28 protein-coding genes and 1 other annotated feature are annotated in these 24,500 nt (G+C 31.0%); of the genes, 27 read left to right on the forward strand and 1 reads right to left on the reverse strand.

Annotated features, from left to right (window positions below; all coding sequences use genetic code 11):
* The 18 genes from TCEL_RS13440 to pyrR form a co-directional block, all read left to right on the forward strand.
* A partial coding sequence (locus TCEL_RS13440) for an IS30 family transposase (protein WP_156874048.1) occupies positions 1 to 236 on the forward strand: 236 nt, incomplete at its 5' end.
* 264 nt (positions 237 to 500) lie between these two features.
* Positions 501 to 696 (forward strand) — a binding site (T-box leader).
* 50 nt (positions 697 to 746) lie between these two features.
* Positions 747 to 3,536: an isoleucine--tRNA ligase gene (ileS, locus tag TCEL_RS04060; protein ID WP_018661405.1), complete on the forward strand. Its 2,790-nt coding sequence runs from the start codon at positions 747 to 749 to the stop codon at positions 3,534 to 3,536.
* 61 nt (positions 3,537 to 3,597) lie between these two features.
* Positions 3,598 to 4,665, forward strand: a complete 1,068-nt coding sequence (aroB, locus tag TCEL_RS04065; RefSeq protein ID WP_018661407.1) for a 3-dehydroquinate synthase — start codon at positions 3,598 to 3,600, stop codon at positions 4,663 to 4,665.
* Between the two features lie 2 nt (positions 4,666 to 4,667).
* On the forward strand, positions 4,668 to 5,360 hold the full coding sequence (locus TCEL_RS04070) for a 5'-methylthioadenosine/adenosylhomocysteine nucleosidase (RefSeq protein WP_018661409.1): 693 nt from the start codon (positions 4,668 to 4,670) through the stop codon (positions 5,358 to 5,360).
* Between the two features lie 8 nt (positions 5,361 to 5,368).
* Complete coding sequence (aroF, locus tag TCEL_RS04075) at positions 5,369 to 6,151, forward strand: 3-deoxy-7-phosphoheptulonate synthase (protein WP_018661411.1); 783 nt, start codon at positions 5,369 to 5,371, stop codon at positions 6,149 to 6,151.
* Positions 6,152 to 6,304: 153 nt separating this feature from the next.
* Positions 6,305 to 6,589, forward strand: coding sequence for a DUF5665 domain-containing protein (locus tag TCEL_RS04080; protein WP_018661413.1), 285 nt, complete (start codon positions 6,305 to 6,307; stop codon positions 6,587 to 6,589).
* Between the two features lie 12 nt (positions 6,590 to 6,601).
* Positions 6,602 to 7,207: a TraR/DksA C4-type zinc finger protein gene (locus TCEL_RS04085; protein WP_018661415.1), complete on the forward strand. Its 606-nt coding sequence runs from the start codon at positions 6,602 to 6,604 to the stop codon at positions 7,205 to 7,207.
* 152 nt (positions 7,208 to 7,359) lie between these two features.
* Positions 7,360 to 8,712 (forward strand): FAD-dependent oxidoreductase, encoded by a 1,353-nt coding sequence (locus TCEL_RS04090; protein ID WP_018661416.1) that lies wholly within the window; start codon positions 7,360 to 7,362, stop codon positions 8,710 to 8,712.
* A gap of 13 nt (positions 8,713 to 8,725) precedes the next feature.
* The gene (locus TCEL_RS04095) at positions 8,726 to 9,085 is read left to right on the forward strand and encodes a NifB/NifX family molybdenum-iron cluster-binding protein (protein ID WP_018661418.1); all 360 of its coding nucleotides are present in this window, start codon (positions 8,726 to 8,728) and stop codon (positions 9,083 to 9,085) included.
* Positions 9,086 to 9,100: 15 nt separating this feature from the next.
* The gene (locus TCEL_RS04100; protein WP_018661420.1) at positions 9,101 to 9,934 is read left to right on the forward strand and encodes a P-loop NTPase; all 834 of its coding nucleotides are present in this window, start codon (positions 9,101 to 9,103) and stop codon (positions 9,932 to 9,934) included.
* Positions 9,925 to 10,785 (forward strand): ATP-binding protein, encoded by an 861-nt coding sequence (locus tag TCEL_RS04105; RefSeq protein ID WP_018661422.1) that lies wholly within the window; start codon positions 9,925 to 9,927, stop codon positions 10,783 to 10,785. Before TCEL_RS04100 ends, TCEL_RS04105 begins: the two co-directional genes overlap by 10 nt.
* Positions 10,786 to 10,798: 13 nt before the next feature.
* Positions 10,799 to 11,152 (forward strand): NifB/NifX family molybdenum-iron cluster-binding protein, encoded by a 354-nt coding sequence (locus TCEL_RS04110; RefSeq protein WP_018661424.1) that lies wholly within the window; start codon positions 10,799 to 10,801, stop codon positions 11,150 to 11,152.
* A gap of 23 nt (positions 11,153 to 11,175) precedes the next feature.
* Positions 11,176 to 11,625, forward strand: a complete 450-nt coding sequence (locus TCEL_RS04115; protein WP_018661427.1) for a Fur family transcriptional regulator — start codon at positions 11,176 to 11,178, stop codon at positions 11,623 to 11,625.
* Positions 11,626 to 11,729: 104 nt separating this feature from the next.
* The gene (locus tag TCEL_RS13805) at positions 11,730 to 11,882 is read left to right on the forward strand and encodes a DUF5320 domain-containing protein (protein WP_018661429.1); all 153 of its coding nucleotides are present in this window, start codon (positions 11,730 to 11,732) and stop codon (positions 11,880 to 11,882) included.
* Between the two features lie 89 nt (positions 11,883 to 11,971).
* Positions 11,972 to 12,346: a DUF134 domain-containing protein gene (locus TCEL_RS04120; RefSeq protein ID WP_018661432.1), complete on the forward strand. Its 375-nt coding sequence runs from the start codon at positions 11,972 to 11,974 to the stop codon at positions 12,344 to 12,346.
* A gap of 71 nt (positions 12,347 to 12,417) precedes the next feature.
* A complete protein-coding gene (gene lspA / locus TCEL_RS04125; protein ID WP_018661434.1) occupies positions 12,418 to 12,864 on the forward strand; it encodes a signal peptidase II in 447 nt (148 codons plus the stop codon).
* Positions 12,865 to 12,878: 14 nt separating this feature from the next.
* Complete coding sequence (locus TCEL_RS04130) at positions 12,879 to 13,802, forward strand: RluA family pseudouridine synthase (RefSeq protein ID WP_018661436.1); 924 nt, start codon at positions 12,879 to 12,881, stop codon at positions 13,800 to 13,802.
* 11 nt (positions 13,803 to 13,813) lie between these two features.
* Positions 13,814 to 14,350, forward strand: a complete 537-nt coding sequence (gene pyrR / locus TCEL_RS04135) for a bifunctional pyr operon transcriptional regulator/uracil phosphoribosyltransferase PyrR (RefSeq protein ID WP_018661438.1) — start codon at positions 13,814 to 13,816, stop codon at positions 14,348 to 14,350.
* 79 nt (positions 14,351 to 14,429) lie between these two features.
* Here the strand turns inward: pyrR and TCEL_RS04140 are convergent, their stop codons facing one another.
* Positions 14,430 to 16,160, reverse strand: coding sequence for an Rqc2 family fibronectin-binding protein (locus tag TCEL_RS04140; RefSeq protein WP_018661439.1), 1,731 nt, complete (start codon positions 16,158 to 16,160; stop codon positions 14,430 to 14,432).
* Between the two features lie 81 nt (positions 16,161 to 16,241).
* Here TCEL_RS04140 and dapF point away from each other — a divergent pair, with 81 nt between their 5' ends.
* From dapF to def, 9 genes are all read left to right on the forward strand, one after another.
* A complete protein-coding gene (gene dapF, locus TCEL_RS04145; RefSeq protein WP_018661441.1) occupies positions 16,242 to 17,036 on the forward strand; it encodes a diaminopimelate epimerase in 795 nt (264 codons plus the stop codon).
* 56 nt (positions 17,037 to 17,092) lie between these two features.
* Positions 17,093 to 18,253, forward strand: coding sequence for an aminotransferase class I/II-fold pyridoxal phosphate-dependent enzyme (locus tag TCEL_RS04150; protein ID WP_018661443.1), 1,161 nt, complete (start codon positions 17,093 to 17,095; stop codon positions 18,251 to 18,253).
* Between the two features lie 118 nt (positions 18,254 to 18,371).
* Complete coding sequence (locus tag TCEL_RS04155) at positions 18,372 to 19,250, forward strand: YicC/YloC family endoribonuclease (protein WP_018661445.1); 879 nt, start codon at positions 18,372 to 18,374, stop codon at positions 19,248 to 19,250.
* Positions 19,251 to 19,261: 11 nt separating this feature from the next.
* Positions 19,262 to 19,537 carry an extracellular matrix/biofilm regulator RemA gene (gene remA / locus TCEL_RS04160; RefSeq protein WP_018661446.1) on the forward strand — a complete coding sequence of 92 codons (276 nt, stop codon included), beginning with the start codon at positions 19,262 to 19,264 and terminating at the stop codon, positions 19,535 to 19,537.
* Positions 19,538 to 19,552: 15 nt separating this feature from the next.
* Positions 19,553 to 20,170 (forward strand): guanylate kinase, encoded by a 618-nt coding sequence (gene gmk, locus TCEL_RS04165; RefSeq protein WP_018661448.1) that lies wholly within the window; start codon positions 19,553 to 19,555, stop codon positions 20,168 to 20,170.
* Positions 20,163 to 20,387, forward strand: coding sequence for a DNA-directed RNA polymerase subunit omega (rpoZ, locus tag TCEL_RS04170; protein WP_018661450.1), 225 nt, complete (start codon positions 20,163 to 20,165; stop codon positions 20,385 to 20,387). Before gmk ends, rpoZ begins: the two co-directional genes overlap by 8 nt.
* Before the next feature lie 13 nt (positions 20,388 to 20,400).
* Positions 20,401 to 21,579: a bifunctional phosphopantothenoylcysteine decarboxylase/phosphopantothenate--cysteine ligase CoaBC gene (gene coaBC / locus TCEL_RS04175; protein ID WP_018661452.1), complete on the forward strand. Its 1,179-nt coding sequence runs from the start codon at positions 20,401 to 20,403 to the stop codon at positions 21,577 to 21,579.
* Positions 21,580 to 21,637: 58 nt separating this feature from the next.
* Entirely contained in the window at positions 21,638 to 24,034 is a 2,397-nt protein-coding gene (priA, locus tag TCEL_RS04180; protein ID WP_018661454.1) for a primosomal protein N', read from the forward strand.
* A 12-nt stretch (positions 24,035 to 24,046) separates the two neighbouring features.
* The gene (gene def / locus TCEL_RS04185) at positions 24,047 to 24,496 is read left to right on the forward strand and encodes a peptide deformylase (RefSeq protein WP_018661456.1); all 450 of its coding nucleotides are present in this window, start codon (positions 24,047 to 24,049) and stop codon (positions 24,494 to 24,496) included.
* Positions 24,497 to 24,500: the final 4 nt, after the last annotated feature.

Raw genomic sequence — 24,500 nt, forward strand, 5'->3', positions numbered from 1 at the left:
TAGAATATGGTATAGAGGTATACTATACTCACCCTTATTCTTCCTTCGAAAGGGGTACTAATGAACGTCATAATGGTCTTATACGTCGTTTTATCCCTAAGGGTAAAAGCATCAAAGACTTATCTTTTGATACAATTCAAAGGATTCAAAATTGGATGAATAGGTTGCCACGTAAATTGCTAAATTACAAAACCCCAGAAAAATATTTTTATGAAGAACTATCGAAGATTGCTTAATCCCATATTTTGAATATTATAGATGTCGCTTGTGGTTTATCAAGGGTAAAGCTCCGCCTGCTACGCAGCCCTTGACAAACCCATGCACTCCATCTCCTGTTATTATTAAGATGGGCTTAAGGCTGATTTTGACTATTGTCAGTCCTATTCTACATGATTTTTCACAGGGGTGTTGCATTTAATATTGCAATTTAAGTACATAAAAAATGATAAATAGTTACTTGACATAAATTTTTATTTATTGTATATTAATGGGTAAATATAAAAAAGACGATGAAAGGGACGAGTAAACAAAGGATGTTTTACAGAGAGTGGGGGTAAGGTGAGAGCCCATAAACTTACTTTGTTGAAAATCACCCTTGAGTCGCAGGCTGAAATTCAGTAGGCCGAGCCGGTGTATGCCGTTATCTAAATGAGTTATAAAAATGGGTGGTACCGCGGACAGACCTTCGCCCCAGGGCACGGTCTGTCCTTTTTTATTGGAAATAATTGATAGGGGAGGTAATATAAATGGATTATAGTAAAACACTAAATCTTCCACAAACAGAGTTTGCTATGCGTGCAAACCTACCACAGAAGGAACCATTAATGCTAGAGGAATGGGATAACAAAAACATCTACAAACAGGCATTAGAAAAGAATAAAAATAAACCATCTTTTATATTACATGATGGTCCTCCATATGCAAACGGAGATATACATTTAGGACATACATTAAATAAAGTTTTAAAGGATATAATAGTTAGATATAAGACTATGAAGGGGTATTATACTCCATATGTTCCAGGTTGGGATACTCATGGTTTACCAATTGAGCTTCAAGCTATTAAAAAGCTAGGAATAAAGGTACATGATGTTGATCCTGTTAAGTTTAGAAAAATGTGTAAGGATTATGCATTAAGCCAAGTAGAAAGACAAAAGGAGCAGTTTAAGAGACTTGGAGTTATAGGAGATTTTGAAAATCCATATTTAACTTTAACTCCAGAATTTGAAGCAAAACAAATAGAAGTATTTGGTGAAATGGCTAAGAAGGGATATATATATAAAGGATTAAAGCCAGTTTACTGGTGTCCTTCATGTGAAACAGCCTTAGCAGAAGCTGAAATTGAATATTCAGACGAGACTTCAAATTCAATATATGTAAAGTTTAGAGTAAAGGACGACAAGGGTCTATTTAAGAATTTGAATGTTGATTTAAATAACATTTATTATGTAATCTGGACAACAACTACATGGACACTTCCTGCAAACCTTGCAATATGTTTAGGTCCAGAATTTGAATATGTATTAGCAAAATTTAATGATGAAGTATATGTTATAGCGAAGGAACTTCTAGAATCAGTAAAGAAGGCAGCTAACCTTGAAAATGAAGAGATTATTGCTACATTTAAGGGAAGTGAACTTGAAGGTCAAGTTTGCCATCATCCATTCTTTGATAGAGAATCCCTTGTAATTGTTGGAGAGCATGTAACTTTAGAATCAGGTACTGGATGTGTTCATACTGCCCCAGGACATGGTCAAGAAGACTTTGAAATAGGAATGAAGTATAAGCTTGATGTATTAAATCCTGTAGATGAGAAGGGTAGATTTACAGAGAAGGCTGGAAAATATCAAGGTTTAACATATAAAGAAGGAAATAAGGTAATTTTACAGGATTTAAAGGATTTAAACATGCTTTTAGCAGAACAGAAGATAACTCACTCATATCCACATTGTTGGAGATGTAAAAATCCTATTATATTTAGAGCAACAGAACAGTGGTTTGCTTCCATTGACGGTTTTAGAAAAGAAGCAGTTGAAGCAGTAAAGGATGTTGAATGGATACCAGCTTGGGGAGAAGATAGAATAGCAAGCATGGTTCAAGACAGAGGAGATTGGTGTATATCAAGACAAAGAATATGGGGTGTTCCAATTCCAATTTTCTACTGTGAAGACTGTGGAAAGGAATTGATAACAGAAGAGACAATTGCTAAGGTAGTTGAAATATTTAAAGAAAAGGGTTCAGATGCTTGGTTTGAAATGGATGCAAAGGATCTTCTACCAGAAGGAATTAAATGTGAATGTGGTGGAACAAGCTTTAGAAAAGAAAAGGATATAATGGACGTATGGTTTGATTCAGGTTCAAGCCATGCAGGAGTTCTTGAAACAAGAGATGATTTAAGCTGGCCAGCAGATATGTATCTTGAAGGAAATGACCAATATAGAGGTTGGTTCCAGTCATCACTATTAACAGCAGTTGCAACAAGAGGAAAAGCACCATATAGAACTGTTATAACTCACGGTATGGTTGTTGACGGTGAAGGAAAGAAGATGTCAAAGTCTTTAGGAAATGGTATTGACCCAATGGATGTTATTAAGGAATATGGTGCCGATGTATTAAGACTTTGGGTTTCATCAGCAGATTATAAGAGTGATGTAAGAATTTCCAAGGATATATTAAAGCAGTTATCAGAAGTTTATAGAAAGATAAGAAATACTGCAAGATACATGATAGGAAATCTATATGATTTTGATCCAAATAAGGATATGGTTGACTATAATGAAATGAATGAACTTGATAGATGGGCACTATTAAAGTTACAACACTTAACTAAGGAAGTTACAGAGGCTTATGAAAGATATGAATTCCACGTATTATATCATGCTATTCATAACTTCTGTGTTGTTGATATGAGTAACTTCTACTTAGATATAATTAAGGATAGATTATATACAGAAAAACCAGATTCAAAGGAAAGAAGAGCAGCACAGACAGTTATGTACAGAATACTAGTGGCACTTGTGAAGATGATAGCTCCTGTTCTTTCATTTACAGCAGATGAGATCTGGAAGTATATGCCACACATTGATGGAGAAAAGGTTGACAGTGTTCTATTATCAGATTGGCCAAAGGTATTAGAAGAATATGTTGATGAAGAACTTGAAAAGAGATGGGATAATATACTAGAAATAAGAGGCGAAGTATCAAAAGCACTAGAAATTGCAAGAAATAATAAATTAATAGGACACTCACTAAATGCAAAGGTTGAAATATATGCAGAAGGAGATACTTATAAGTTCTTAAATGAAGTAAGAGACTATCTACAAACTGTATTTATAGTATCAAAGGTAGAACTTTACGAAGGAATTAAGGAAGATTTAGAATACACATTTAGAAGTGAAGAAAATAAAGATTTAGCTGTAGTAGTTTCAGTAGCTCCTGGTGAAAAGTGTGAAAGATGTTGGGTATATAGTGAAACAGTTGGTCAGGATAGTGAACATCCAACATTATGTTCAAGATGTGTAAGTGTTTTAAAATAAAATATATTATTGTATAATAAGGATAGCATGTAAATGCTATCCTTATTTTTGAGGTGTTGTTATGAAGGAAATAAAGGTTAATGCTTTGAGCCCCTATAGTGTTATTGTTACGTCAACAAATTCACAGCTGAATTTTTGGTTAGAGCATAAAAAATTAAATAGACTATTTGTAATAACAGATGATAATGTAGATTTATTATATGGTGATTATTTTAATAGTATAAAGAGCAAAATAATAGGTAAGTATGTGCTTAAAGCTGGAGAAGAGAGCAAGAAAATAGAAACTGTATTAGATATTTACAGATGTCTTTTAAAACATAATATAGATAGAAAATGTACAATATTAGCCTTTGGTGGTGGTGTTGTAGGGGACATAACAGGGTTTGTTGCATCAACATTTAAAAGAGGTACAAATTTGGTATACATACCTACTACTTTGATAGCTCAAACAGATAGTAGCGTTGGTGGAAAGAATGGATTTAATTTAGATGGAATTAAGAATGTTATAGGCACATTTTATCAGCCTTCGCTTGTTTATGTAGATGTAAATCTTTTAAAAACTCTAGATGCTGATAATTTTAAAAATGGTATGGCTGAAGTTATAAAATATGGATTTGTATTAGATGACAATCTTTTTAGATATATAGAACAAAATAAAAGAGCAATTTTAGAGAGAGAAATAGATAAATTAAAATATATAGTAGCAGAGTGTATTAAATTGAAGGCGGCAGTTGTGGAAAAGGATGAGCTAGATTTAGGTGGAAGACATATTTTAAATTTTGGACATACGATAGGGCATGCTTTAGAAACCATAAGTAATTTTAAAATAATGCATGGAGAAGCAGTTGCATTAGGAATGGTTTATGAGAGCTATATAGCATTAAAGAGAAATTTAATTGATCAAGATTTACTTGAAAGGTTAATTAAAATACTGAAATATTTTGATTTGCAAACAACAGCCGATATTGAAAACTATAATGATTTTAAGCAGGCGATATTAAAGGATAAGAAAAATGTTGATAGTCTATTAAAAATTGTTTTGCCAGTAGGTTTAGGTCGTGCTATAATAACAACTGATGTTAAAGTTGATACAATTATACAAAATATGAAGGAATTAAGTAGGAGGTAGCTATGAGAATAGGTATTATAGGTGCTATGGATGAAGAAGTTATTAAAATAAAGGAATCAATGGAAGTAGAAAGAATAGAAAAGAAGGCCAATATGGAATTTTACATGGGAAAATTTTTAGGTAAAGAAGTTGTCGTTGTAAGAAGTGGAATAGGTAAGGTTAATGCTGCAGTATGTACTCAAATTTTAATTGATGATTTTAATGTGGATGCGGTAATTAATACTGGAATTGCAGGTGGAGTTTATAGCGAAATAAACGTTGGAGATGTGGTAGTATCAACAGATCTAGTTCATCATGATTTTGACACAACTGCATTTGGTTATGAAGTAGGCCAAATACCTAGAATGGAAGTATATTCATTTAAAGCTGATGAAAAACTTATTAATATTGCAATAAGAAGTGCAGAGGCTCTTAAAGATTTTAAAGTCTATAGTGGTAGAATTATTTCTGGAGATCAGTTTATAAATTCAAGAGAGAAGATTAGTTATTTTAGAGAAAAGTTTAATGCATATGCAGTTGAAATGGAAGGTGCAGCAATTGCACATGTATGCTACTTAAACAATGTTCCTTTTGTAGTTATAAGGTCAATATCAGATAAAGCTGATGGAAGTGCACATGTAGATTATCCAACTTTTATGAACAAAGCGATAGAAAATTCCATTGGTATATTATCTAACATGATAAGAGCAATGTAGGTGAAAATATGAAATTAAAAAGGGTTTTAAGAGATAAAAATACTGATGTTTTCCAAGAAAAGCCTTTAATAATTGCAGGACCTTGTAGTGTTGAAGATTACGACACAATGGAGGAAATAGCAGTAAACCTAAAAGAGTTAAATGTTGAATATTTAAGGGGAGGAGCTTTCAAGCCTAGGACCTCCCCATATAGTTTTCAAGGTTTAAAAGATGAAGGAATTGAGATTTTAAAGGACATAAAAAATAGATATGGTTTTAAGATTGTTTCAGAGGTACTAGATATAAGAGATATAGAATATATGATTGATGTTGTTGATGTATTACAGATAGGTACAAGGAATATGTACAACTATCCTTTGTTGAAGGAAGTTGGTCAAACTAAAAAAACAATTCTTTTAAAGAGAGCATTTAGTGCAACAATTGAAGAGTGGTTAAATGCTGCTGAGTATATTGCTCTTGAAGGAAACAGTGATATTATACTTTGTGAAAGAGGCATTAGAACCTTTGAAACATATACAAGAAATACATTAGATTTAAATGCAATACCAGTGGTTAAACAAAAAACAAAATTAAAGGTAGTGGTGGATCCAAGTCATGGAACTGGAAGAAGAGAACTTGTAAGACCAATGAGTAGAGCTGCAATTGCTGCAGGTGCAGATGGCCTAATTATAGAGGCACATATTGATCCTGATAGAGCATATTCAGATTCTGAGCAAACAATTGATCTAAAGGAATTAAAACTTATTATTGATGATGTAAATAGAATATATAGATGTATTAATAAAAAATAACTTTATATTAAAACCAAAACCCCAAGTTAAGGAATTAAAGCTTAACTTGGGGTTTTTTATTTTAATATTAAAGTCATAAGTAATATTATCATAAATGATATAGTGAATAATTTACAACATTCAATAAAAAATAAATGTATGGAGGGAATTATTATGGGAGAAGATAATAAAAAAACAGAAGAATTGTTAAATAAGATTTCAATACAGCTTGAAAAAGCAAGAATAGGAGATTATGTAGATCTTATGCAAAATCCATATAGAATGATAGCATTAAATTTCTTTTCAGGGGTTGCAAGAGGATTTGGGATTGCATTTGGTTTTACTATTTTAGGTGCATTTGTTATTTACTTTTTACAAAAGCTGGTGGTACTTAACTTGCCAATAATAGGAGGATTTGTAGCAGAGGTTGTAAAGTTAGTACAGCTAAATATTAAATAAGGAGATGATGATATGCAAAAGGATAAGTATGCTAAATATAAACAATTACTTTTGAAAAAGAAGGGGGACATATTACATACAATAAATCAGATGGAAGAGAATGGGGTAAAAGAAGGACAGAGGGAGGAATTGAGTGAACTATCAACAATTGATAATCATCCTGCGGATATGGCAACAGAAGTATTTGATAAAGAAAGAGGTTTTGCTCTTTTTGAAAATGAAAAGAGTATCTTGGCAAAAATAGATCAGTCGCTAAAAAATATGGAGGATGGAACCTATGGTTTATGTGAAATCTGTGGAGGAGAAATAGAAGAAGATAGGCTTGAAGTTATACCTTATGCTTCAACATGTAAGAATTGTATGAATGATAAACTTGGATATAGTACGTTTAAACCAGATAGGCCTGTAGAGGAAGAGGTATTAGGTTTCCCATTTGGAAGAAGTTTTAGAGATGTAAGTGATGAAAATGAATATGATGGAGAGGATGCTTGGCAGGAAGTAGGGAATTTCAATAGAATGAAGCATGCAAAGTTGAATTATGATGATGAACAAATTTCAGGTACAGTTGAGTGGGTTGAAAATATAAGCAATCAACAGTATAAAAATCAACTTCCATAAGAATAGTGTGGGCTGCATCTTTAAGGTGCAGCTTATTTTTTTTATTATTTTAACAATATATTATCATAATGAAATAAGCATTTGACAATAACCAAAATTAGGTGTATTATAGTTATAAGCAAATGCTAATAATATAATATGGAGGGGTCAAAATGATTAATCCAGACATTTTAGTAATAGGTGGTAGTGCAGGAGGTATTTTAACAGCAACTACTTCAAGAAGAATGTATCCAGATAAAAAGGTTGTTATGGTAAGAAAAAATAAGAGTGTTATGGTTCCATGTGGTATACCTTACATATTTGGAACATTAGATGATACTGCTAAAAATAGAATACCAGATGAGATGGTTAAAAATGCAGGTGTTGAACTTATAATAGATGAGGTATTAAACATAGATAAAGAAAACAAAGTGGCTAGATTAAAAGGTGGAGAAGAAATAAAGTTTGATAAATTAGTTTTAGCAACAGGATCACTACCTATAGTGCCTAAGTTTATAAATGGATATGATTTGGAAAATGTATTTCCTATTATTAAAGATGAGGAATACCTTGGAGATATATTAAATAGATTAAAGGAAATGAAGGATGTTGTAGTAATTGGTGGTGGATTTATAGGTGTTGAATTTGCAGAACAGCTAAAAATTAATGGCAAGAATGTTACATTGATTGAGGTTGCAGATAAAGTATTATGGCAAGCTTTTGATGATGAATATGCAGACATAGCACAACAAGAAATGATAAATAATGGCATTAATTTAAAAGTAGGAACAAAGGTTAAGGCTATTTTAGGAGATGGAAAGGTTGAAGAGGTTGAATTAGAAAATGGAGAAAAAATAAAAGCAGATGCTGTAATTTTAGGAATGGGTGTAGTTCCAAATACTGATCTTGCAAAACAGCTAGGCTTAAAATTAAATGAAAAAGGTGCAATTGTTGTTGATGAATACATGAGAACAAGCGAAAGGGATATATTTGCAGTTGGAGATTGTGCCGAAAAGAGATGCTTCTTTACTAATAAAAATGTTCCAATTTTATTAGCATCAACAGCTGCCATGGAAGCAAAGGTTGCAGCAACTAACCTTTATGGCATTAAGTTTGTAAGGGAAAATAGAGGAACTATAAGCGCATTTTCAACAAAGGTGTTTAATAAGACATTAGCAGCAGCAGGACTAACAGAACGTAGAGCAAAAGAAGAGGGATTTGACTATGTTATAGGTAAATTTGTAACTATGGATAAGCATCCAGGTTCACTACCAAATACAAATAAAATTGAATTAAAACTTATGTTTTCAAAAACTTCAGGGGTTTTAATTGGAGCACAAGTAGTAGGTGGAGAAAGTGTTGGCGAAATGATAAATATATTAAGCCTTGCAATACAAAAGGGATTAACTGCAAATGAGTTAAACACATTCCAAGTGGCAACACATCCACTATTAACATCTTCACCAATTGCTTATCCAATAAATGCAGCATCGCTTGATGCATTGACAAAAATTAATAGCAAATAAAGGAGATGTGAAGATGAGGGTAGTTATATCTGCTACAGGAAAAGATATTAATGATTTAATGGATGTAAGATTTGGAAGATGCAGATATTTTCAAATTCATGATACTGAAGCTGGAGAATTTAGAGTATTAGAAAATGAAGGACAAAAATCTGGTGGAGGAGCAGGAATTGCAGCTGCTCAACAAATTATAGATGAAGGAGTAGATGTAGTAATAACTGGTAGCTTAGGACCTAATGCCTTTGATTTAATAAATAAGGCAGGCATAAAGGCTTATAAGTGTAACGAAATGAGAATAAAAGAGGTTATTGATAAGTTTAAAAATGGAGAATTAGAAGAGATAAATATGGCAGGTCCAGCTCATCATGGTATGTGATTGGAGGTAATTGCCTTGAATATTGCAGTATTAAGTGGAAAAGGTGGAACGGGAAAGACCACCGTTTCCACTAATTTATCAATTGCTTTAAATGCAAACTATGTTGATTGTGATGTTGAGGAGCCAAATGGATTTTTGTTTTTAAAACCAAACATAGAGGATGTTAAAGAGGTAGAGGAAGAATATCCTGTTATAAATAAAGAGAAATGCGTTGGTTGTGGTATGTGTGTTAAAGCATGTAATTTTAATGCGCTTGCCAAGGTTAAGGATAACATACTTGTCTTTGATAAGCTATGTCACAGCTGTGGTGCATGTCAATATGTTTGTAAATTTGGAGCAGTAGAATATGCAAAAAGAGTTATTGGAAAAATAGAATGTGGTACCTCTTATGGTTTGAGTGTTAAACAAGGGATACTTAATATTGGAGAACCTATGGCTGTTCCAGTTATTAAGAAGTTGCTTAATTCTATTGATAGAAATGAATTGAATGTAATAGACTGTCCTCCTGGTACCTCCTGTAATGTTGTTAATACATTAAAGTATTCAGATTTTGCAGTTTTAGTAACTGAACCATCTAATTTTGGATTGCATGATTTAAAACTTGCTATTGAACTGGTTAAGAGTTTTAATATTCCCTTTGGAGTTGTAATTAATAAGGACAATGGAGAGGATAACATAATAAAAAAATATTGCAGGGATAATAGTATAAAGATTTTAGGCACTATACCCTTTAATAAGAAAACTGCAGAATTATATTCAAGAGGGGAAATTCTCTATTTTGATAACCAGCACAAAAATATTTTTGATGAATTGGTAAACAATATAAGGGAGGTGCTATCTTGGAATTAGTTATTTTAAGTGGGAAAGGAGGCACGGGTAAGACTACAATTGCAACTGCTCTTTCAGAACTGGCAAGGGATGTAATGAGGGTGGATTGCGATGTGGATGCACCTAACTTTTATTTATACTATAAGGGTGAAGATATAGAGAGAAATGATTTTATAGGTAGCAAAAAGGCTGTAATTGATAAAAATAAATGCGTAAAGTGTGGTAAATGTAAAGACGTATGTAGATTTGAAGCAATTGATTATATAAATGGTGAATTTACAGTAGATTCCTTTAGCTGTGAAGGTTGTGGCTTATGTAGTATAGCTTGTAATTTTAAGGCAATATCCTTAGAGGATGAGAAAACAGCAGATGTTTATATTACAAAGATAGAGAGTGGCTTACTATCAAGGGCTGAAATGGAAATAGGAGCTGATGGTTCAGGAAAGCTTATAACTCAGCTTAGAGAAAATGCAAAAAGATATAATAGGGAAAATAAGCTAACTATTATAGATGGTTCTCCAGGTATAGGATGTCCTGTTATATCTTCTATTACTGGAAGTAGTGCTGCATTAATTGTAACAGAGCCAACTAGATCTGGATTAGAAGATTTAAAACGAGTTTATTCTCTATGTAAACATTTTGGAATAAAGACATTTGTATGTATTAATAAATTTGACATAAATTTAGAAGTTACAGAGGATATTGAGGAATTTGCTAAGAATAACAATTTAATAATTGTGGGTAAAATACCCTTTGATGAGAAGGTTATGGAATCTATTAATAACTTAAGGCCTATAACCTATTATGAAGATAGTGTTGCTAATAAAGCCATAAGAAAAATGTGGGATAATTTAAAAGAAAAACTAAATTAAAGGAGGATATAGTATGAAGATAGCTGTAGCCTGTGAAGGAAAAAATGTTAGTGCTCATTTTGGACATTGTGAAGGATTTATGATATATAATGTGGAGGATAACAATATAGTAAATGCTGAATTTAGAGAGAATCCAGGACACAGACCAGGATTTTTACCAGTATATTTAAAGGATTTAGGAGTAGATGTTATAATAGCAGGGGGAATGGGAGAAACTGCACAGATGCTATTTAATGAAAATGGTATTGAAGTTATAGTTGGAGTTTCAGGTTTATGTGATGATGCAGTGTCAAAATATATTAAGGGAGAATTAAAATCTACTGGAAGCATATGTAGAGAACATCAGCATGCTGGACATTGTCATTAATTTTAATGTGATGTGATGTTACGATGGAGAGTTTAATTGAAAGATATAAAAAAATAATTGAAGAGGCAGGACAAATATTTACAAGACAAAAGAAAATAATATTAGAGACTATTTTAGATGCAAACAGACATATGTCAGCAAATGAAATCTATAATTTAGTAAAAAATAAGAATATAGGGCTTGCAACTGTATATAGAGCACTTAATTCCTTTACCGAGCTTGGTATATTAAAGGAGATGAAAGTAGATAATACCAGCTATTATGAACTAAAAATTTATAGTGGTAAAGTAATGCATGTGCATTTTAAATGTATTAATTGTAAAAATGTATTTGATTTAGATGATAAAAATTTAGTTTTAGAATATATTAAACTAAACAATTCAATTGAGAAGAAGTTTGGAGTTGAAATAAAAGATTCTGATATAATGCTCATAGGATTGTGTAGTGACTGTAGTAGAAAAAAAGGGAGTTGATAAAAAATCAACTCCCTTTTTTATAACTTATTATTGACATATGCCCAAAATAATTTTATAATTAAAGCGTAATGAACATATACCCAAAAAAGGAGGTTAATTGTATGCCAAGAAGAGATGGAACAGGTCCAGATGGAAGAGGACCAAGAACAGGAAGAGGATTAGGAAGATGTGGAAACAATAGAGCATCTCAAAACGAAGGAACTATGAGAGGCAGAGGATGTGGCAGATTTTGTAGAAGAAAAAATAACGAATAATAGGGGGAATACCCCCTATTATTTTTATTTAATTATAATATCAAATATTTTATGATAAAATATAAATTAAGTTTGAAAGGAGGGGTAGAATGCCAAGACCAAGAAAATTCAGGAGAGTGTGTTGTTTACCTAAAATAAGTGAATTTGGCCCAATTAATTTAAATAGAGAAAATGAAGTTATATATATGACTGTTGAGGAGTATGAAACCATTAGATTGATGGATCTAGAAGGTTTAAGTCAAGAAGAGACGGCTGAAAGAATGGGGGTTGGACGTTCAACAGTACAGAGAATATATGAAGAAGCAAGAAAGAAGGTTGCTGATTTTATTGTTAATGGTAAGGTTTTAAAAATTGAAGGTGGAGATTATAGTATTTGTGACTTTAATGAAAATAATGTAGGATGTAAAGTATGTAGGCGCAATGGAAAAAAGTATGGTTTTGGTAATAGAGTAGATTTTGAATAAAAGTAATAGACATATTTTGGCTTTTATTTTAAAATAATTAAATGTGAATATTATAAAATGGGGTGGATGTAGTGGAATTTGTTATAATAAGCTTATTAGTATTAATTGACCAGATAACAAAATATATTGCAAAAAATTATCTTATAATAAGGCAACCTATTAATATTTTAGAAGGATTTTTAAATTTAGTTTATGTTGAAAACAGAGGAGCTGCCTTTGGCATTTTTAGAGATAAAAAGATAATTTTAATAGGTTTTACTTCACTTGTAATAGTTGGACTTATATATTATCTATATAAAAATAAGGGAAAGGATAAAATAATTGATATTTGTCTTATTCTTGTTATAGCAGGTGCAATTGGTAATTTGATAGATAGAGTTTTTTTAAGCTATGTTGTTGATTTTATACATTTTTATATAAGAGATGTATTTGACTGGCCAGTATTCAATTTTGCGGATATATATGTTTCCATAGGTGCTGTGCTATTGTCTATAAAATTGATATTTTTTGATAAATAGAGGTGATAAGATAGATGCAGACTAAGTCAATGAATTTTGTAGTTGACGTTGACGATATAGGAAAGAGAATAGATGTTTATCTTGCTGAGATGATTGATAATATGTCTAGGTCTCAAATACAAAAGATAATAAATAACGGAAATGTTACTGTAAACGATAAGGTAGTTAAAAATAATTATAAATTAAAAGAGGATGATGAAATAGTTTTAAATTTACCTGAACCGGTGACTTTAAAGGTTGAACCAGAAAATATACCAATTGAAATAATGTATGAGGATGATGATATAGTTGTAGTAAATAAGCCTCAGGGGATGGTTGTTCATCCGGCACCAGGAAATTACTCTGGAACACTAGTTAATGCACTATTGTATCATTGTAAAAACTTATCATCAATAAATGGTGTAATTAGACCTGGTATAGTTCATAGAATTGATAAAGATACCTCTGGTGTTTTAGTTGTTGCAAAAAATGATTTAGCCCACAGAAGTTTGGCAGAACAAATAAAAGAACACTCTGTAAATAGAATTTATTTGGCCATAACAGAGGGTGTTATAAAGGAAGATGGAGGAACAATAAACAGACCTATTGCTAGACATCCAGTTGATAGAAAAAAGATGGCTATAGTTGAGGGTGGACGTGAAGCAATAACACATTTTAGAGTTTTAGAGAGGTTTAAAGAAAATACATATATTGAATGTAAGCTGGAAACAGGTAGAACGCATCAAATTCGTGTACATATGAGTTCAATAGGACATCCGTTAGTTGGAGATCCAGTTTATGGCTATAAAAAACAAAAATATAAATTGCAAGGGCAAGCTCTTCACGCGACTACATTAGGATTTATACATCCTACTAAAAAACAATATATGGAGTTTACAGCAACTCCACCAAGTTATTTTTTAGAGTTGTTAGAAAAATTAAGAAACAATAGTAAATAGGTGGTGAAAATATGCAGGTAAAGGCTAGGTTATTGGATGAAAACTCTATTAAAAGAACATTGATAAGATTATCCCACGAAATTATTGAAAAAAATAAGGGAGTTTCAGATGTCGCTTTAATTGGGATAAAGACAAGAGGTGTTCCTATAGCAAAGAGGATAGCAGAATATATAAAACAATTTGAAGGTGTTGAAGTTCCAGTTGGAGTCTTGGATATAACTTTATATAGAGATGACTTGACGGAAAAATACGAGGATCCAAAGTTAAATGAAACTAAAGTTGATTTTGACATAAAAGATAAAAAGGTAATATTGGTTGATGATGTTCTATTTACAGGAAGAACTGTAAGAGCAGCACTTGATGCTATAATGGATTTAGGAAGACCAAGACTAATACAGCTGGCTGTATTGGTGGATAGAGGACATAGAGAACTTCCAATTAGAGCAGATTATGTTGGAAAGAATGTTCCAACATCTTTATCTGAGATAGTTCATGTTCATCTAAAGGAAATAGATGGAGAAGATGTTGTACTTATTGCTGAAAAATAAACGTGTAAGGCTTAAAATATACAGATAACCCCATGAATGGATTTTAAGGCCTATGAGCTTAATCCATCATGGGGTTATATTATTTAACTCTTTTTAATTTCTCTATTTTATCAGAAGATGGTGTTACATATATTGTTTTATTTGTATAGTATATAACCATACCTGGTTTTGCACCATTTGGTTTTTTTACATTTTTTCTTTCTGTATAGTCAACAGGCACATTGGTTGAATTTTTAGCTTTACTATAGTATGCAGCAAGTAGTGCTCCTTCTAATAGTGCAGTGTCTGAAACAGTTCCATTTTTTGATTTAATAATTACATGGGAACCAGGTATATTTTTTGTGTGCATCCATATATCATTTTGAGATGCAAATTTTGTTGTTAAATAGTCATTTTGTATATTACTTTTACCAATATAAATATCATAACCATCGGATGAAATATAATGCATTGGCGAAGATGTAGTTTTTTTGTTAATTATTTTCTTTTTAATAAATCCATTTAAAATTAACTCATTTCTTATTTCTTCAATTGTTTCAGAATCAGTTGCATTTTCTAAATTAATTAGTACTGTTTCAAGATATTCTTTTTCTTGTTTAGCTTGGTTTAAGCTATTTCCTAGCATTTCATATGTATTTTTATCTTTATTGTATTTTTTGTAGTAATACTGAGACATTTCCACAGGTGAAAGCCCACTTATATATGGTATTTCAATAATACTTAAATTTTCATCGTAGTAGTTTTGTAAATAAACAGTATCATTATTTATATTAATGTTGTATTGATTTGCTAATATAAGCTCAGCATATAGTTTGTAAACTTCAAAGTCTTTGCATTCTTCTATTTTATTAATATAAGATTCAACTTTTTTATCTGCCTTCTCATAAAGTGATTCTACAAGTTTGTATAGGTCTTTATATTTCTGCTTCATTGTTATTTCAGAGCTTCTATTGAAGTAATAGGCATCAATCATTTCGCTTGGGGAAGTATAGTATGTTTTTTCGTCATTTTCCATAACATCAAATATGTAAAAATCCTTTGAACCTTTGTTGTTTGTAAAAATATTGCATTCTATAGAGTTTGATTTTATTTTAGCAATATAATAGAAGAATCTATTGGCTATATGTTCTAATTCATCTGAAGTTAGATCAGATACCAGTACATCTTTTTTATCTTTACAAACTAAGTCACAAAATACATTACTTATACCATAGAAATTATCAATTAAAGCTTTATTTAATTTTTTATTATTGTCATTCAAAATAATTTCAATAAAATTTTCCTTTGATATATCTAAAGGATTTACTTTAGTTTTTGTTGGAGGAAGTTGGTATGTTAATTTTGGTAATACCTGTCTTACAGAACTTATAGTGAAATCTATATGTTTAAGGGAATCAATTATCACATTTTCAGAATTAATAAGTATTATATTACTGTGTTTTCCCATAGTCTCAGCAATTAAATAATATATTTTTGGGTATCCAAGCTCATCTTTTATTTCAATTGTTATTTTAAGTATTCTATCTAGTGAAACCTGTTCTAAGTTTAAAATTCTTCCATTTTGTATATACTTTCTTAATACCATACAAAATGATGGAGGTTTTATAGGATTTTCTACACTTTGATCTGTTAAGTGAAATCTTGCTGCAGTTGGATTAATTGAAATTAAAAGCTTTTTAGATTTTTTTTCTTTCCTTAAAATGAGAATTATTTCTTCACTGTTGGGTTGGTATATTTTATCTATTTTGCTATTTATAAATTCATTTAATTCATTTATAATACTTTTGGTTACTAGTCCGTCAAATGGCATAATCCGACCTCCAGTAGACTTTTTTAAATAAGTATAACATAATATATTATAAAATGTAATAGTTATAGTGGGGTGATAATTATGAATTTTGTCAAAATGCATGGATTAGGAAATGATTTTATTATATTTGAAGCATTAGATAAGGTTAATTATGATTGGAATGAAATTGCAAAAAAAGTTTGTGATAGACATATAGGTATTGGAGCAGATGGAATACTAATTGTAGAGAATTCAGATATAGCCGATGTTAAAATGGTAATAATAAATTCAGATGGAAGTTATGCTGAAATGTGTGGGAATGGTTTGAGATGTTTTAGTAAATATGTTTATGAAAGAGGTATTGTAAAAAAAGAAATATTAAATATAGAAACTGGAGCTGGTGTACTTGAAGTTGTGCTTAAAATTGAAAATGGAATAGTTAAAGGTGTAAGGGTTAACATGGGCAAACCAATACTAGAAGAAGATAAAAACTTCTATAAATTGAACGTACTAGATAGGACATTTAATGCAACAACGATGATAATGGGAGTGCCCCACACAGTAATATATGTTGATGAAATTAAGGATGAAGATGTAATAAAATATGGACCAATTATAGAAAAAATGGAGATGTTTAAAAGGGGAACAAATGTTAATTTTGTTAAAATAATAGATGATAAACACATACAAGTAAGAACATGGGAAAGAGGAGCAGGATATACTTTAGCCTGTGGTACAGGAACTTGTGCAAGCGTAGTTGCTTCATATATTAACAACTTTACAGACAAAAATGTTATTGCACATTTAAAATTAGGAGATTTAAGAATAAACTATGAAGATTATGTTTATATGGAGGGACCTGCAGAATTTATCTGTGAAGGCAGAATACTATTGTGACATTAACAATTAAGATGAATATTATAATATTAAAGTAATTTTAGGAGAGTATTGTTTTGAAATTATCAAATAGGCTAAATAAAGTTCCTAAGTATATTTTTTCGAGATTAGACGAATTAAAGGCTAAGTACAAAGAGAAGGGAATTAAAGTAATTGATTTAAGTATTGGGGATCCCGATATTGAAACACCAGAATTTGTAGTTGATTTTTTGATTGAGTCACTAAAGAATCAAAATTATCATAAATATCCTCCATATGATGGTATTGAAGAACTAAAGATTTCAATCGCAAATTACTATAAGAGAAGATTTAATGTTGATTTAAATTATAAAGATGAGATTGCTGTGCTTATAGGATCAAAAGAGGGAATAGCCCATATGTTTTTAGCTCTTACTGATATAAATGATTATGTAATAATACCTGATCCAGCCTATCCAGTATATAGAGCAACTGCTAATATTGCTGGATGTAATGTTTACACAATGCCTCTTATAGCAAAAGAAAATTATTTACCTAATCTAGATAATATATATGATGAAGTTAAAAGAAAGGCAAAATTACTTGTAGTAAACTATCCTAATAATCCTACAGGTGCAGTTGCTGATGTTGAGTTTTTTAAAAAATTAATTGATTTTGGGAAACAAAATGATATTTTAATAGTAAACGATGCAGCGTATGCAGAGATTCTTGAAACTGGAAGAAAACCTGTAAGCATACTTCAGGTAGAAGGAGCAAAGGATATATCAATAGAATTTGGAAGTTTATCTAAAATTTTTAGTATGACAGGCTGGAGAGTTGGGTTTGTTGTAGGTAATAGAGAGGCTATTTCCAAGATAGTTTCAGTAAAATCTAATTTTGATTCTGGACAATTTATTCCTATACAGAAGGCAGCAGCCTATGCACTTGATTTTACAGATATTTATGTAGATTTTATAAATGATATATATAACGAAAGGCGAAAAATTGTTGTTGATGTTTTAAGATCAAAAAATCTAGAAGTATATGATTCTAAGGGAACATTTTATGTTTGGTTCAAGGTACCTCCAAATTATAATTCAGAAGAATTTTGTAGTTTGATTTTAGAAAGGGCACATGTGTTAATTACACCGGGAAATGCCTTTGGGGATAGAGGAGAAGGATATGCAAGAATTTCATTAACAAGCAGCACGAAAGAAATTAAACAGGCAATGGATAAAATAAATAATATCAATTTTTAATTAATCTCCTCCATAAAAATTGGAGGAGATTAATTAAAATATCTTGAAAAATTGTGTATACTTTAGATATAATAAGAAAGAATTAAAAAAATAAAGATTTAAGTTAGAAGGTGAAAACGTGGTAAAAAGTATGACGGGATACGGAAGAGGATATGCAGAATACAACAACAGAGCTTTTACTGTAGAGTTAAAATCAGTAAATAACAGGTATTTAGATGTTAATATTAGATATCCAAAACATCTAATGTCTCTTGAGGATAAAATAAGAAAGCATATCTCTACATATATCTCTAGAGGTAAAATTGATGTTTATATATCCCAAGATAAGTTTAGTAAAGAAGACATAGAAGTAAAACTTGATGAAAACATTGCAAGAGCCTACTGTGAAGCTTTTAGCATTATGAGTGAAAGGTTGAATTTAGAAAATGATATAACCGTTTCAAGACTGTCAAAATTTCAGGATGTATTAACTATTGAAAAAAGAGAAGAGGTAACTGAAGAAATTTGGAATGTTTTGAAGGAAGCGCTTGAAAAAGCATTGAATATGTTTATTGACATGAGGCAAAAAGAAGGTATAAAATTAAGCGAGGATTTGATACATAGATGTGAAAAAATAAGCAATTTGGTGGACAAAATAGAAGAAAGATCTGATTTGGTTGTTGAAGAATATAGAGAGAAGATATATCAAAGAGTATCTGAATTTTTAAAGGATGTAGCAGTAGATGAAGCAAGGCTTTTAAATGAGGTTGCTTTTTTTGCGGATAAGTGTAATATAACTGAAGAAATTGTAAGATTAAAAAGCCATATAAAACAGTTTCAAGATAGTCTTAATTTAAATGAACCAATAGGTAAAAAGCTTGATTTTATAGTTCAAGAAATGAATAGAGAAACTAATACTATTGGTTCAAAATCAAATGATTTAACTATTACAAATCTAGTGGTTGAAATTAAAAGTGAAATTGAAAAAATAAGAGAACAAATACAAAATATCGAATAGGAGGAACAGTGATGGCTATAAAGTTAATAAACATAGGATTTGGAAATATAGTATCAGCAAACAGAATAATAGCAATTGTAAGCCCTGAATCTGCACCAATTAAAAGAATTATACAAGAAGCAAGAGATAGAGGTATGTTAATTGATGCTACATATGGTAGAAGAACAAGAGCGGTTATTATAACAGATAGTGATCATGTAATATTATCTGCAGTTCAACCTGAAACTGTAGCACACAGATTATCAGCAAAAGATGAAGTAGACGTTATAGAAGAAACAGATGAATAAAGGAAGGGTATGCATATGAATAAGGGATTGTTAATTGTTATATCTGGTCCATCAGGTGCAGGGAAGGGGACTATATGTAAGGCTCTATTAGAAAAACATCCTGAGATAAAACTTTCTGTATCTTGTACAACAAGAAGTCCAAGACAGAATGAAGTAGAAGGTATAAATTATTATTTCATTACAAAGGAAAAATTTAAAGAGATGATTGAAAATGATGAGTTTTTGGAATATGCAGAGGTATATGATAACTATTATGGAACTCCTAAAGCAAATGTTGAACGTATATTAAATGAAGGAAATGACATAATATTAGAAATAGATATACAAGGCGCTCTTAAAGTTAAGGAAAAATATCCTGAGGGTGTATTTGTATTTATTATGCCTCCATCAATGGAGGAGCTAAAAAATAGAATTAAAAAGAGAGGATCAGAAACAGAAGAATCTCTTATAAAGAGATTTAAAGCAGCTTTCCAAGAAATTAATTATGTTGCAAATTATAATTATGTAATAGTAAATGATGTAGTAGAAGAAGCAGTAAAAAGACTAGAAGCAATAATTGTTGCAGAAAAATGTAGAGTTGATAGATTAAAAGGAAATTATATATTTTTGCAGGAGGGATTCTTAAATGACTAATAATACTAATATGATTAACCCATCTATAGTATCACTTTTACAAAGGGTTAGTGATAGATATTCTCTTGTTGTTGTTACTGCAAAAAGAGCAAGACAGCTTATAGATAAGGCAGAACCACTTGTTAAAGTAAATTCAAACAAGCCTGTTACAGTTGCAATAAATGAGATAAATCAAGGCAAGATTAAGTATGAGAGCTTAAAGTCTGGTATAAAATAATTGAGGTGTAATTATGTCCAAAAATGTTGTTTTAGGGGTATCAGGAGGAATTGCCTGCTATAAGGCTTTAGATATAGTAAGTAGGCTCAAAAAAAAGGGGATTAATGTATATGTTATTATGACAAAGGCGGCAACAGAATTTGTTGCTCCTTTAAGTTTTCAATCACTAAGTCAAAACTACGTTGTTGTTGATATGTTTGAAGATCCAAAAACATGGGAAGTAGAGCATATATCCTTAGCAGAAAGGGCAGATGTCTTTGTAATAGCACCTGCAACAGCAAATGTAATTGGTAAAATTGCAAATGGAATTGCAGATGACATGCTCACTACTACAGTTATGGCTACAAAGGCACCAGTTGTTATTGCTCCTGCAATGAATACAAATATGTATGAAAACAAAATTGTACAAAGAAATATTGAGTTTTTAAAATCAATGGGATACCATTTTATTGAGCCTGAATCAGGAAGGCTTGCGTGTGGTGCAGTAGGAAAGGGAAAACTTGCAGAACCAGAAAAAATAGTAGAATATATTGAGATGTTACTTCATGAAAACAAAGATTTAAAAGGTAAAAATATACTTATTACTGCTGGACCTACAAGAGAAGATATAGATCCAGTTAGATTTATTACAAATAGGTCTACAGGTAAGATGGGATATGCGATTGCAAAAGCAGCAAGGGATAGAGGAGCAAATGTTACATTAATTACTGGTCCAACCAATATAAATCCTCCATCCTTCATAGATGTTGTAAATGTCTATAGTGCTGAAGATATGTATAAGGCTGTCGAAGAGAGATATGATTCTTGTGATGTTTTAATAATGTCAGCGGCTGTTGCAGATTATAGGCCTAAGGTTAAAAGCGATGTTAAGATAAAAAAATCAGATGATGATTTAAAAATTGAACTTACAAGAAATAAAGATATACTGTTTGAACTTAAAGAAAGAAAAAGGAATCAAGTGGTAATTGGGTTTGCAGCAGAAACCAATGATCTTTTAGAAAATGCAATTAAAAAGATAAACAAGAAGAATCTAGATTATATTGTGGCTAATGATGTGACTATGAAGGATAGTGGCTTTGGAACAGAAACTAATACTGTAAAAATTATAGACAAGTTTGGTAATATTACTGATTATCCAAACTTACCAAAAGAAGAGGTTGCACACCATATACTTGATTTATTAGTTAAATAAGCAGACAAAAAGAGCGCATCTGCGCTTTTTTTGTATTCTATTATATGGAGGATAGTGTATGATAATAGCTTCTGTGTGTGTTGATAACCCCTCTAAAGAAATAGACAGGCTATTTGATTATGTTGTTCCAGAAAATTTAAAGGAACAAATAAAAATAGGAATGAGAGTTATTGTGCCATTTGGTACATCAAATAGACTTATACAAGCAGTTGTATTAGACATTAAAGAAGAACAAGAATGTGAGATTGTATATAAAGAGATTTATGATATTGCTGATGAAGAGGTTGTGCTATCTAATGATTTAATTCAACTTGCATACTTTATGAAAAAAAATTATTTTTGTACTTTAAGCGAAGCAATATTTTCTATTTTGCCTCCTGAAGTACATTTTAAAGAGCAAATTGAAGCAAGACTTATAAGTGAAAATTACGATGTATCTAAAAGAGAAGCAAAATTCTTATCGATGCTTTCTAGGGAGAAATATTTAAAGATTGATCTAAGCACAATTAATTTAAAGAGGTCTGACTTAATAAGTTTGAAAAATAGAGGGATAATAGATTTAAAAGTAGGAATCAGACAAAATACAAGTAAAAAGACTATAGAATTATGTAGATTAAAAGACTTGATAAAGGCAGATGAGATAATTAATAATAATAGACTAAAACAACAAAAAAGAGTTGTTGAGTATTTAATTGATAAAGGCAGTGAAGTAACGTTATCTCAAATAATAGAAGAATTAGAATGTACAAGAAGTGTTATAAAAGCTTTGGTAGACAAGGAAGTAGTTGAGATTATAGAGAAGGAAGTATATAGGGACGTAGCAGCAGACTATGTACATTATCCAAGACATTCACTAACTTTAACACAGAGAAAAGCTATTGAAGACATATTAAGTTCATATAAGAATGGCAGAAGGGTAACCTTAATAAGAGGAGTAACAGGGTGTGGAAAAACAGAAATATATTTAAATCTAGTAGAACATTTTTTAAATCAAGACTATGGTGCAATAGTTTTAGTTCCAGAGATTTCTCTTACTCCTCAGACAGTAGAGAGGTTTAAGGGAAGATTTGGTGATAAGGTTGCTATACTTCATAGTAGGCTTTCTGAAGGTGAAAGATATGATGAATGGAGAAGGATAAGTAGGGGAATAGCAAAGGTAGTTGTTGGAGCAAGATCTGCTGTGTTTGCTCCAATTGTAAATTTAAAGCTTATAATAATAGATGAAGAGCATGAGTATTCATACAAATCAGAATTAAATCCTAAGTATTTAACGAAGGATGTGGCTGAATTTAGAGTGAATCTATTGGATGGTTTGTTAGTATTAGGTTCCGCAACACCATCTATTGAGAGTTATTATAACGTTAGTAAAGGTCATTATAATCTTGTGGAGATTGATGAACGAATTGGTGATTCAACGTTACCTGAAGTGAAGATTGTTGATATGCGAAATGAATTGGCTTCAGGAAATAAATTAATTTTTAGTAGGGAACTATATAACTCAATAGAAGAAAATTTAAGAAACAATAAGCAAACTATTTTATTTTTAAATAGAAGGGGATATTCAACTTTTGTTTCATGTAGGCAGTGTGGTTATGTATGTAAATGCTCTAATTGTGATGTATCATTAACATATCATATATCTTCAAACACACTTGAATGCCACTATTGTGGCCAAAAGGTAAATGTTCCTAATTTATGTCCAAAATGTGGTAGTAAGTACATTAAATATTTTGGAGCAGGTACAGAAAAGATAGAGCAGGAAGTAAAAAGGTTATTTAGTGGTGCAAGAGTTATTAGAATGGATATGGATACAACAAGAAAAAAGGGAGAGCATGAAAGATTATATAGGCTTTTTAAAGAGCATAAGGCAGATATATTAATTGGAACACAGATGATAAGTAAGGGAATGGATTTTAAAAATGTAACTCTAGTTGGAGTAATTGCAGCAGATACAACCCTAAACCTTCCTGATTTTAGAGCGGCAGAGCGTACCTTTCAGCTTCTAGTACAGGTTGCTGGAAGGGCAGGAAGAGGAACAGATAAAGGCAAGGTTATAATCCAGACCTATGAGCCAGATCATTATAGTATTCAGCTTGCAGCTGTACAAAATTATAATGAGTTTTATAGAAAGGAAATAGAAATAAGAAGACTTTTAAACAATCCTCCTTTTACGGATTTAACATACTTTCTATTTACTTCAAATAGGGAGGATGAGTTGATAAAAGTATGTAAATTGATAGAGTATAATATTAAAAGGGTATTGCCTAAAGATTTTACTATATTAGGACCAACACCTAATTTTATATCAAAGATTAAGAATACGTACAGATGGAATATGGTTATCAAGGGGAATATAATTAATTATATTGAGTTAATTGATAAAATAATTTATGATAATACTAGATCAACTTCTGTAAAGTATTCAATAGACATAAATCCATATAGTTTAATCTAAGGAGTGATAAGGATGGCATTAAGACAAATAAGAAAAATTGGAGATGATGTTTTAAGAAAGGTTAGTAAACCTGTTACAAAATTTGATGAAAGGCTTAAGATACTTGTAGAGGATATGATAGATACAATGTATGAAGCAGATGGCGTTGGGCTTGCAGCTCCACAGGTAGGAATTCTAAAGAGGGTAATTGTAATTGATGTAGGAGAAGGACCAAAGGTTTATATAAACCCTGAAATAATCTATGAAGAAGGTGAACAGATAGACGAAGAGGGGTGCTTAAGCGTTCCAAATAGAAGAGGATTAGTAAAAAGACCTTATAAGGTAAGAGTTAAAGCTCAAGACTTAAATGGTAATGAATTTATTGAAGAAGGAGAGGAACTTTTAGCTCGTGCTTTTTGTCATGAGATAGATCATCTTAATGGTATATTATTTATTGACAAAATAGAGGAGCAGGGAGAGTGATTAA

This window comes from Thermobrachium celere DSM 8682 (genome assembly GCF_000430995.1).
Lineage (GTDB): Bacteria > Bacillota > Clostridia > Clostridiales > Caloramatoraceae > Thermobrachium > Thermobrachium celere.

Coding starts and splice junctions, on each gene's coding strand:
- ileS (WP_018661405.1), top strand. CDS start 747: ATGGATTATAGTAAAACACTAAATCTTCCACAAACAGAGTTTGCTATG.
- aroB (WP_018661407.1), top strand. CDS start 3,598: ATGAAGGAAATAAAGGTTAATGCTTTGAGCCCCTATAGTGTTATTGTT.
- TCEL_RS04070 (WP_018661409.1), top strand. CDS start 4,668: ATGAGAATAGGTATTATAGGTGCTATGGATGAAGAAGTTATTAAAATA.
- aroF (WP_018661411.1), top strand. CDS start 5,369: ATGAAATTAAAAAGGGTTTTAAGAGATAAAAATACTGATGTTTTCCAA.
- TCEL_RS04080 (WP_018661413.1), top strand. CDS start 6,305: ATGGGAGAAGATAATAAAAAAACAGAAGAATTGTTAAATAAGATTTCA.
- TCEL_RS04085 (WP_018661415.1), top strand. CDS start 6,602: ATGCAAAAGGATAAGTATGCTAAATATAAACAATTACTTTTGAAAAAG.
- TCEL_RS04090 (WP_018661416.1), top strand. CDS start 7,360: ATGATTAATCCAGACATTTTAGTAATAGGTGGTAGTGCAGGAGGTATT.
- TCEL_RS04095 (WP_018661418.1), top strand. CDS start 8,726: ATGAGGGTAGTTATATCTGCTACAGGAAAAGATATTAATGATTTAATG.
- TCEL_RS04110 (WP_018661424.1), top strand. CDS start 10,799: ATGAAGATAGCTGTAGCCTGTGAAGGAAAAAATGTTAGTGCTCATTTT.
- TCEL_RS04115 (WP_018661427.1), top strand. CDS start 11,176: ATGGAGAGTTTAATTGAAAGATATAAAAAAATAATTGAAGAGGCAGGA.
- TCEL_RS13805 (WP_018661429.1), top strand. CDS start 11,730: ATGCCAAGAAGAGATGGAACAGGTCCAGATGGAAGAGGACCAAGAACA.
- TCEL_RS04120 (WP_018661432.1), top strand. CDS start 11,972: ATGCCAAGACCAAGAAAATTCAGGAGAGTGTGTTGTTTACCTAAAATA.
- TCEL_RS04130 (WP_018661436.1), top strand. CDS start 12,879: ATGCAGACTAAGTCAATGAATTTTGTAGTTGACGTTGACGATATAGGA.
- pyrR (WP_018661438.1), top strand. CDS start 13,814: ATGCAGGTAAAGGCTAGGTTATTGGATGAAAACTCTATTAAAAGAACA.
- TCEL_RS04140 (WP_018661439.1), bottom strand. CDS start 16,160: ATGCCATTTGACGGACTAGTAACCAAAAGTATTATAAATGAATTAAAT.
- dapF (WP_018661441.1), top strand. CDS start 16,242: ATGAATTTTGTCAAAATGCATGGATTAGGAAATGATTTTATTATATTT.
- remA (WP_018661446.1), top strand. CDS start 19,262: ATGGCTATAAAGTTAATAAACATAGGATTTGGAAATATAGTATCAGCA.
- gmk (WP_018661448.1), top strand. CDS start 19,553: ATGAATAAGGGATTGTTAATTGTTATATCTGGTCCATCAGGTGCAGGG.
- rpoZ (WP_018661450.1), top strand. CDS start 20,163: ATGACTAATAATACTAATATGATTAACCCATCTATAGTATCACTTTTA.
- coaBC (WP_018661452.1), top strand. CDS start 20,401: ATGTCCAAAAATGTTGTTTTAGGGGTATCAGGAGGAATTGCCTGCTAT.
- priA (WP_018661454.1), top strand. CDS start 21,638: ATGATAATAGCTTCTGTGTGTGTTGATAACCCCTCTAAAGAAATAGAC.
- def (WP_018661456.1), top strand. CDS start 24,047: ATGGCATTAAGACAAATAAGAAAAATTGGAGATGATGTTTTAAGAAAG.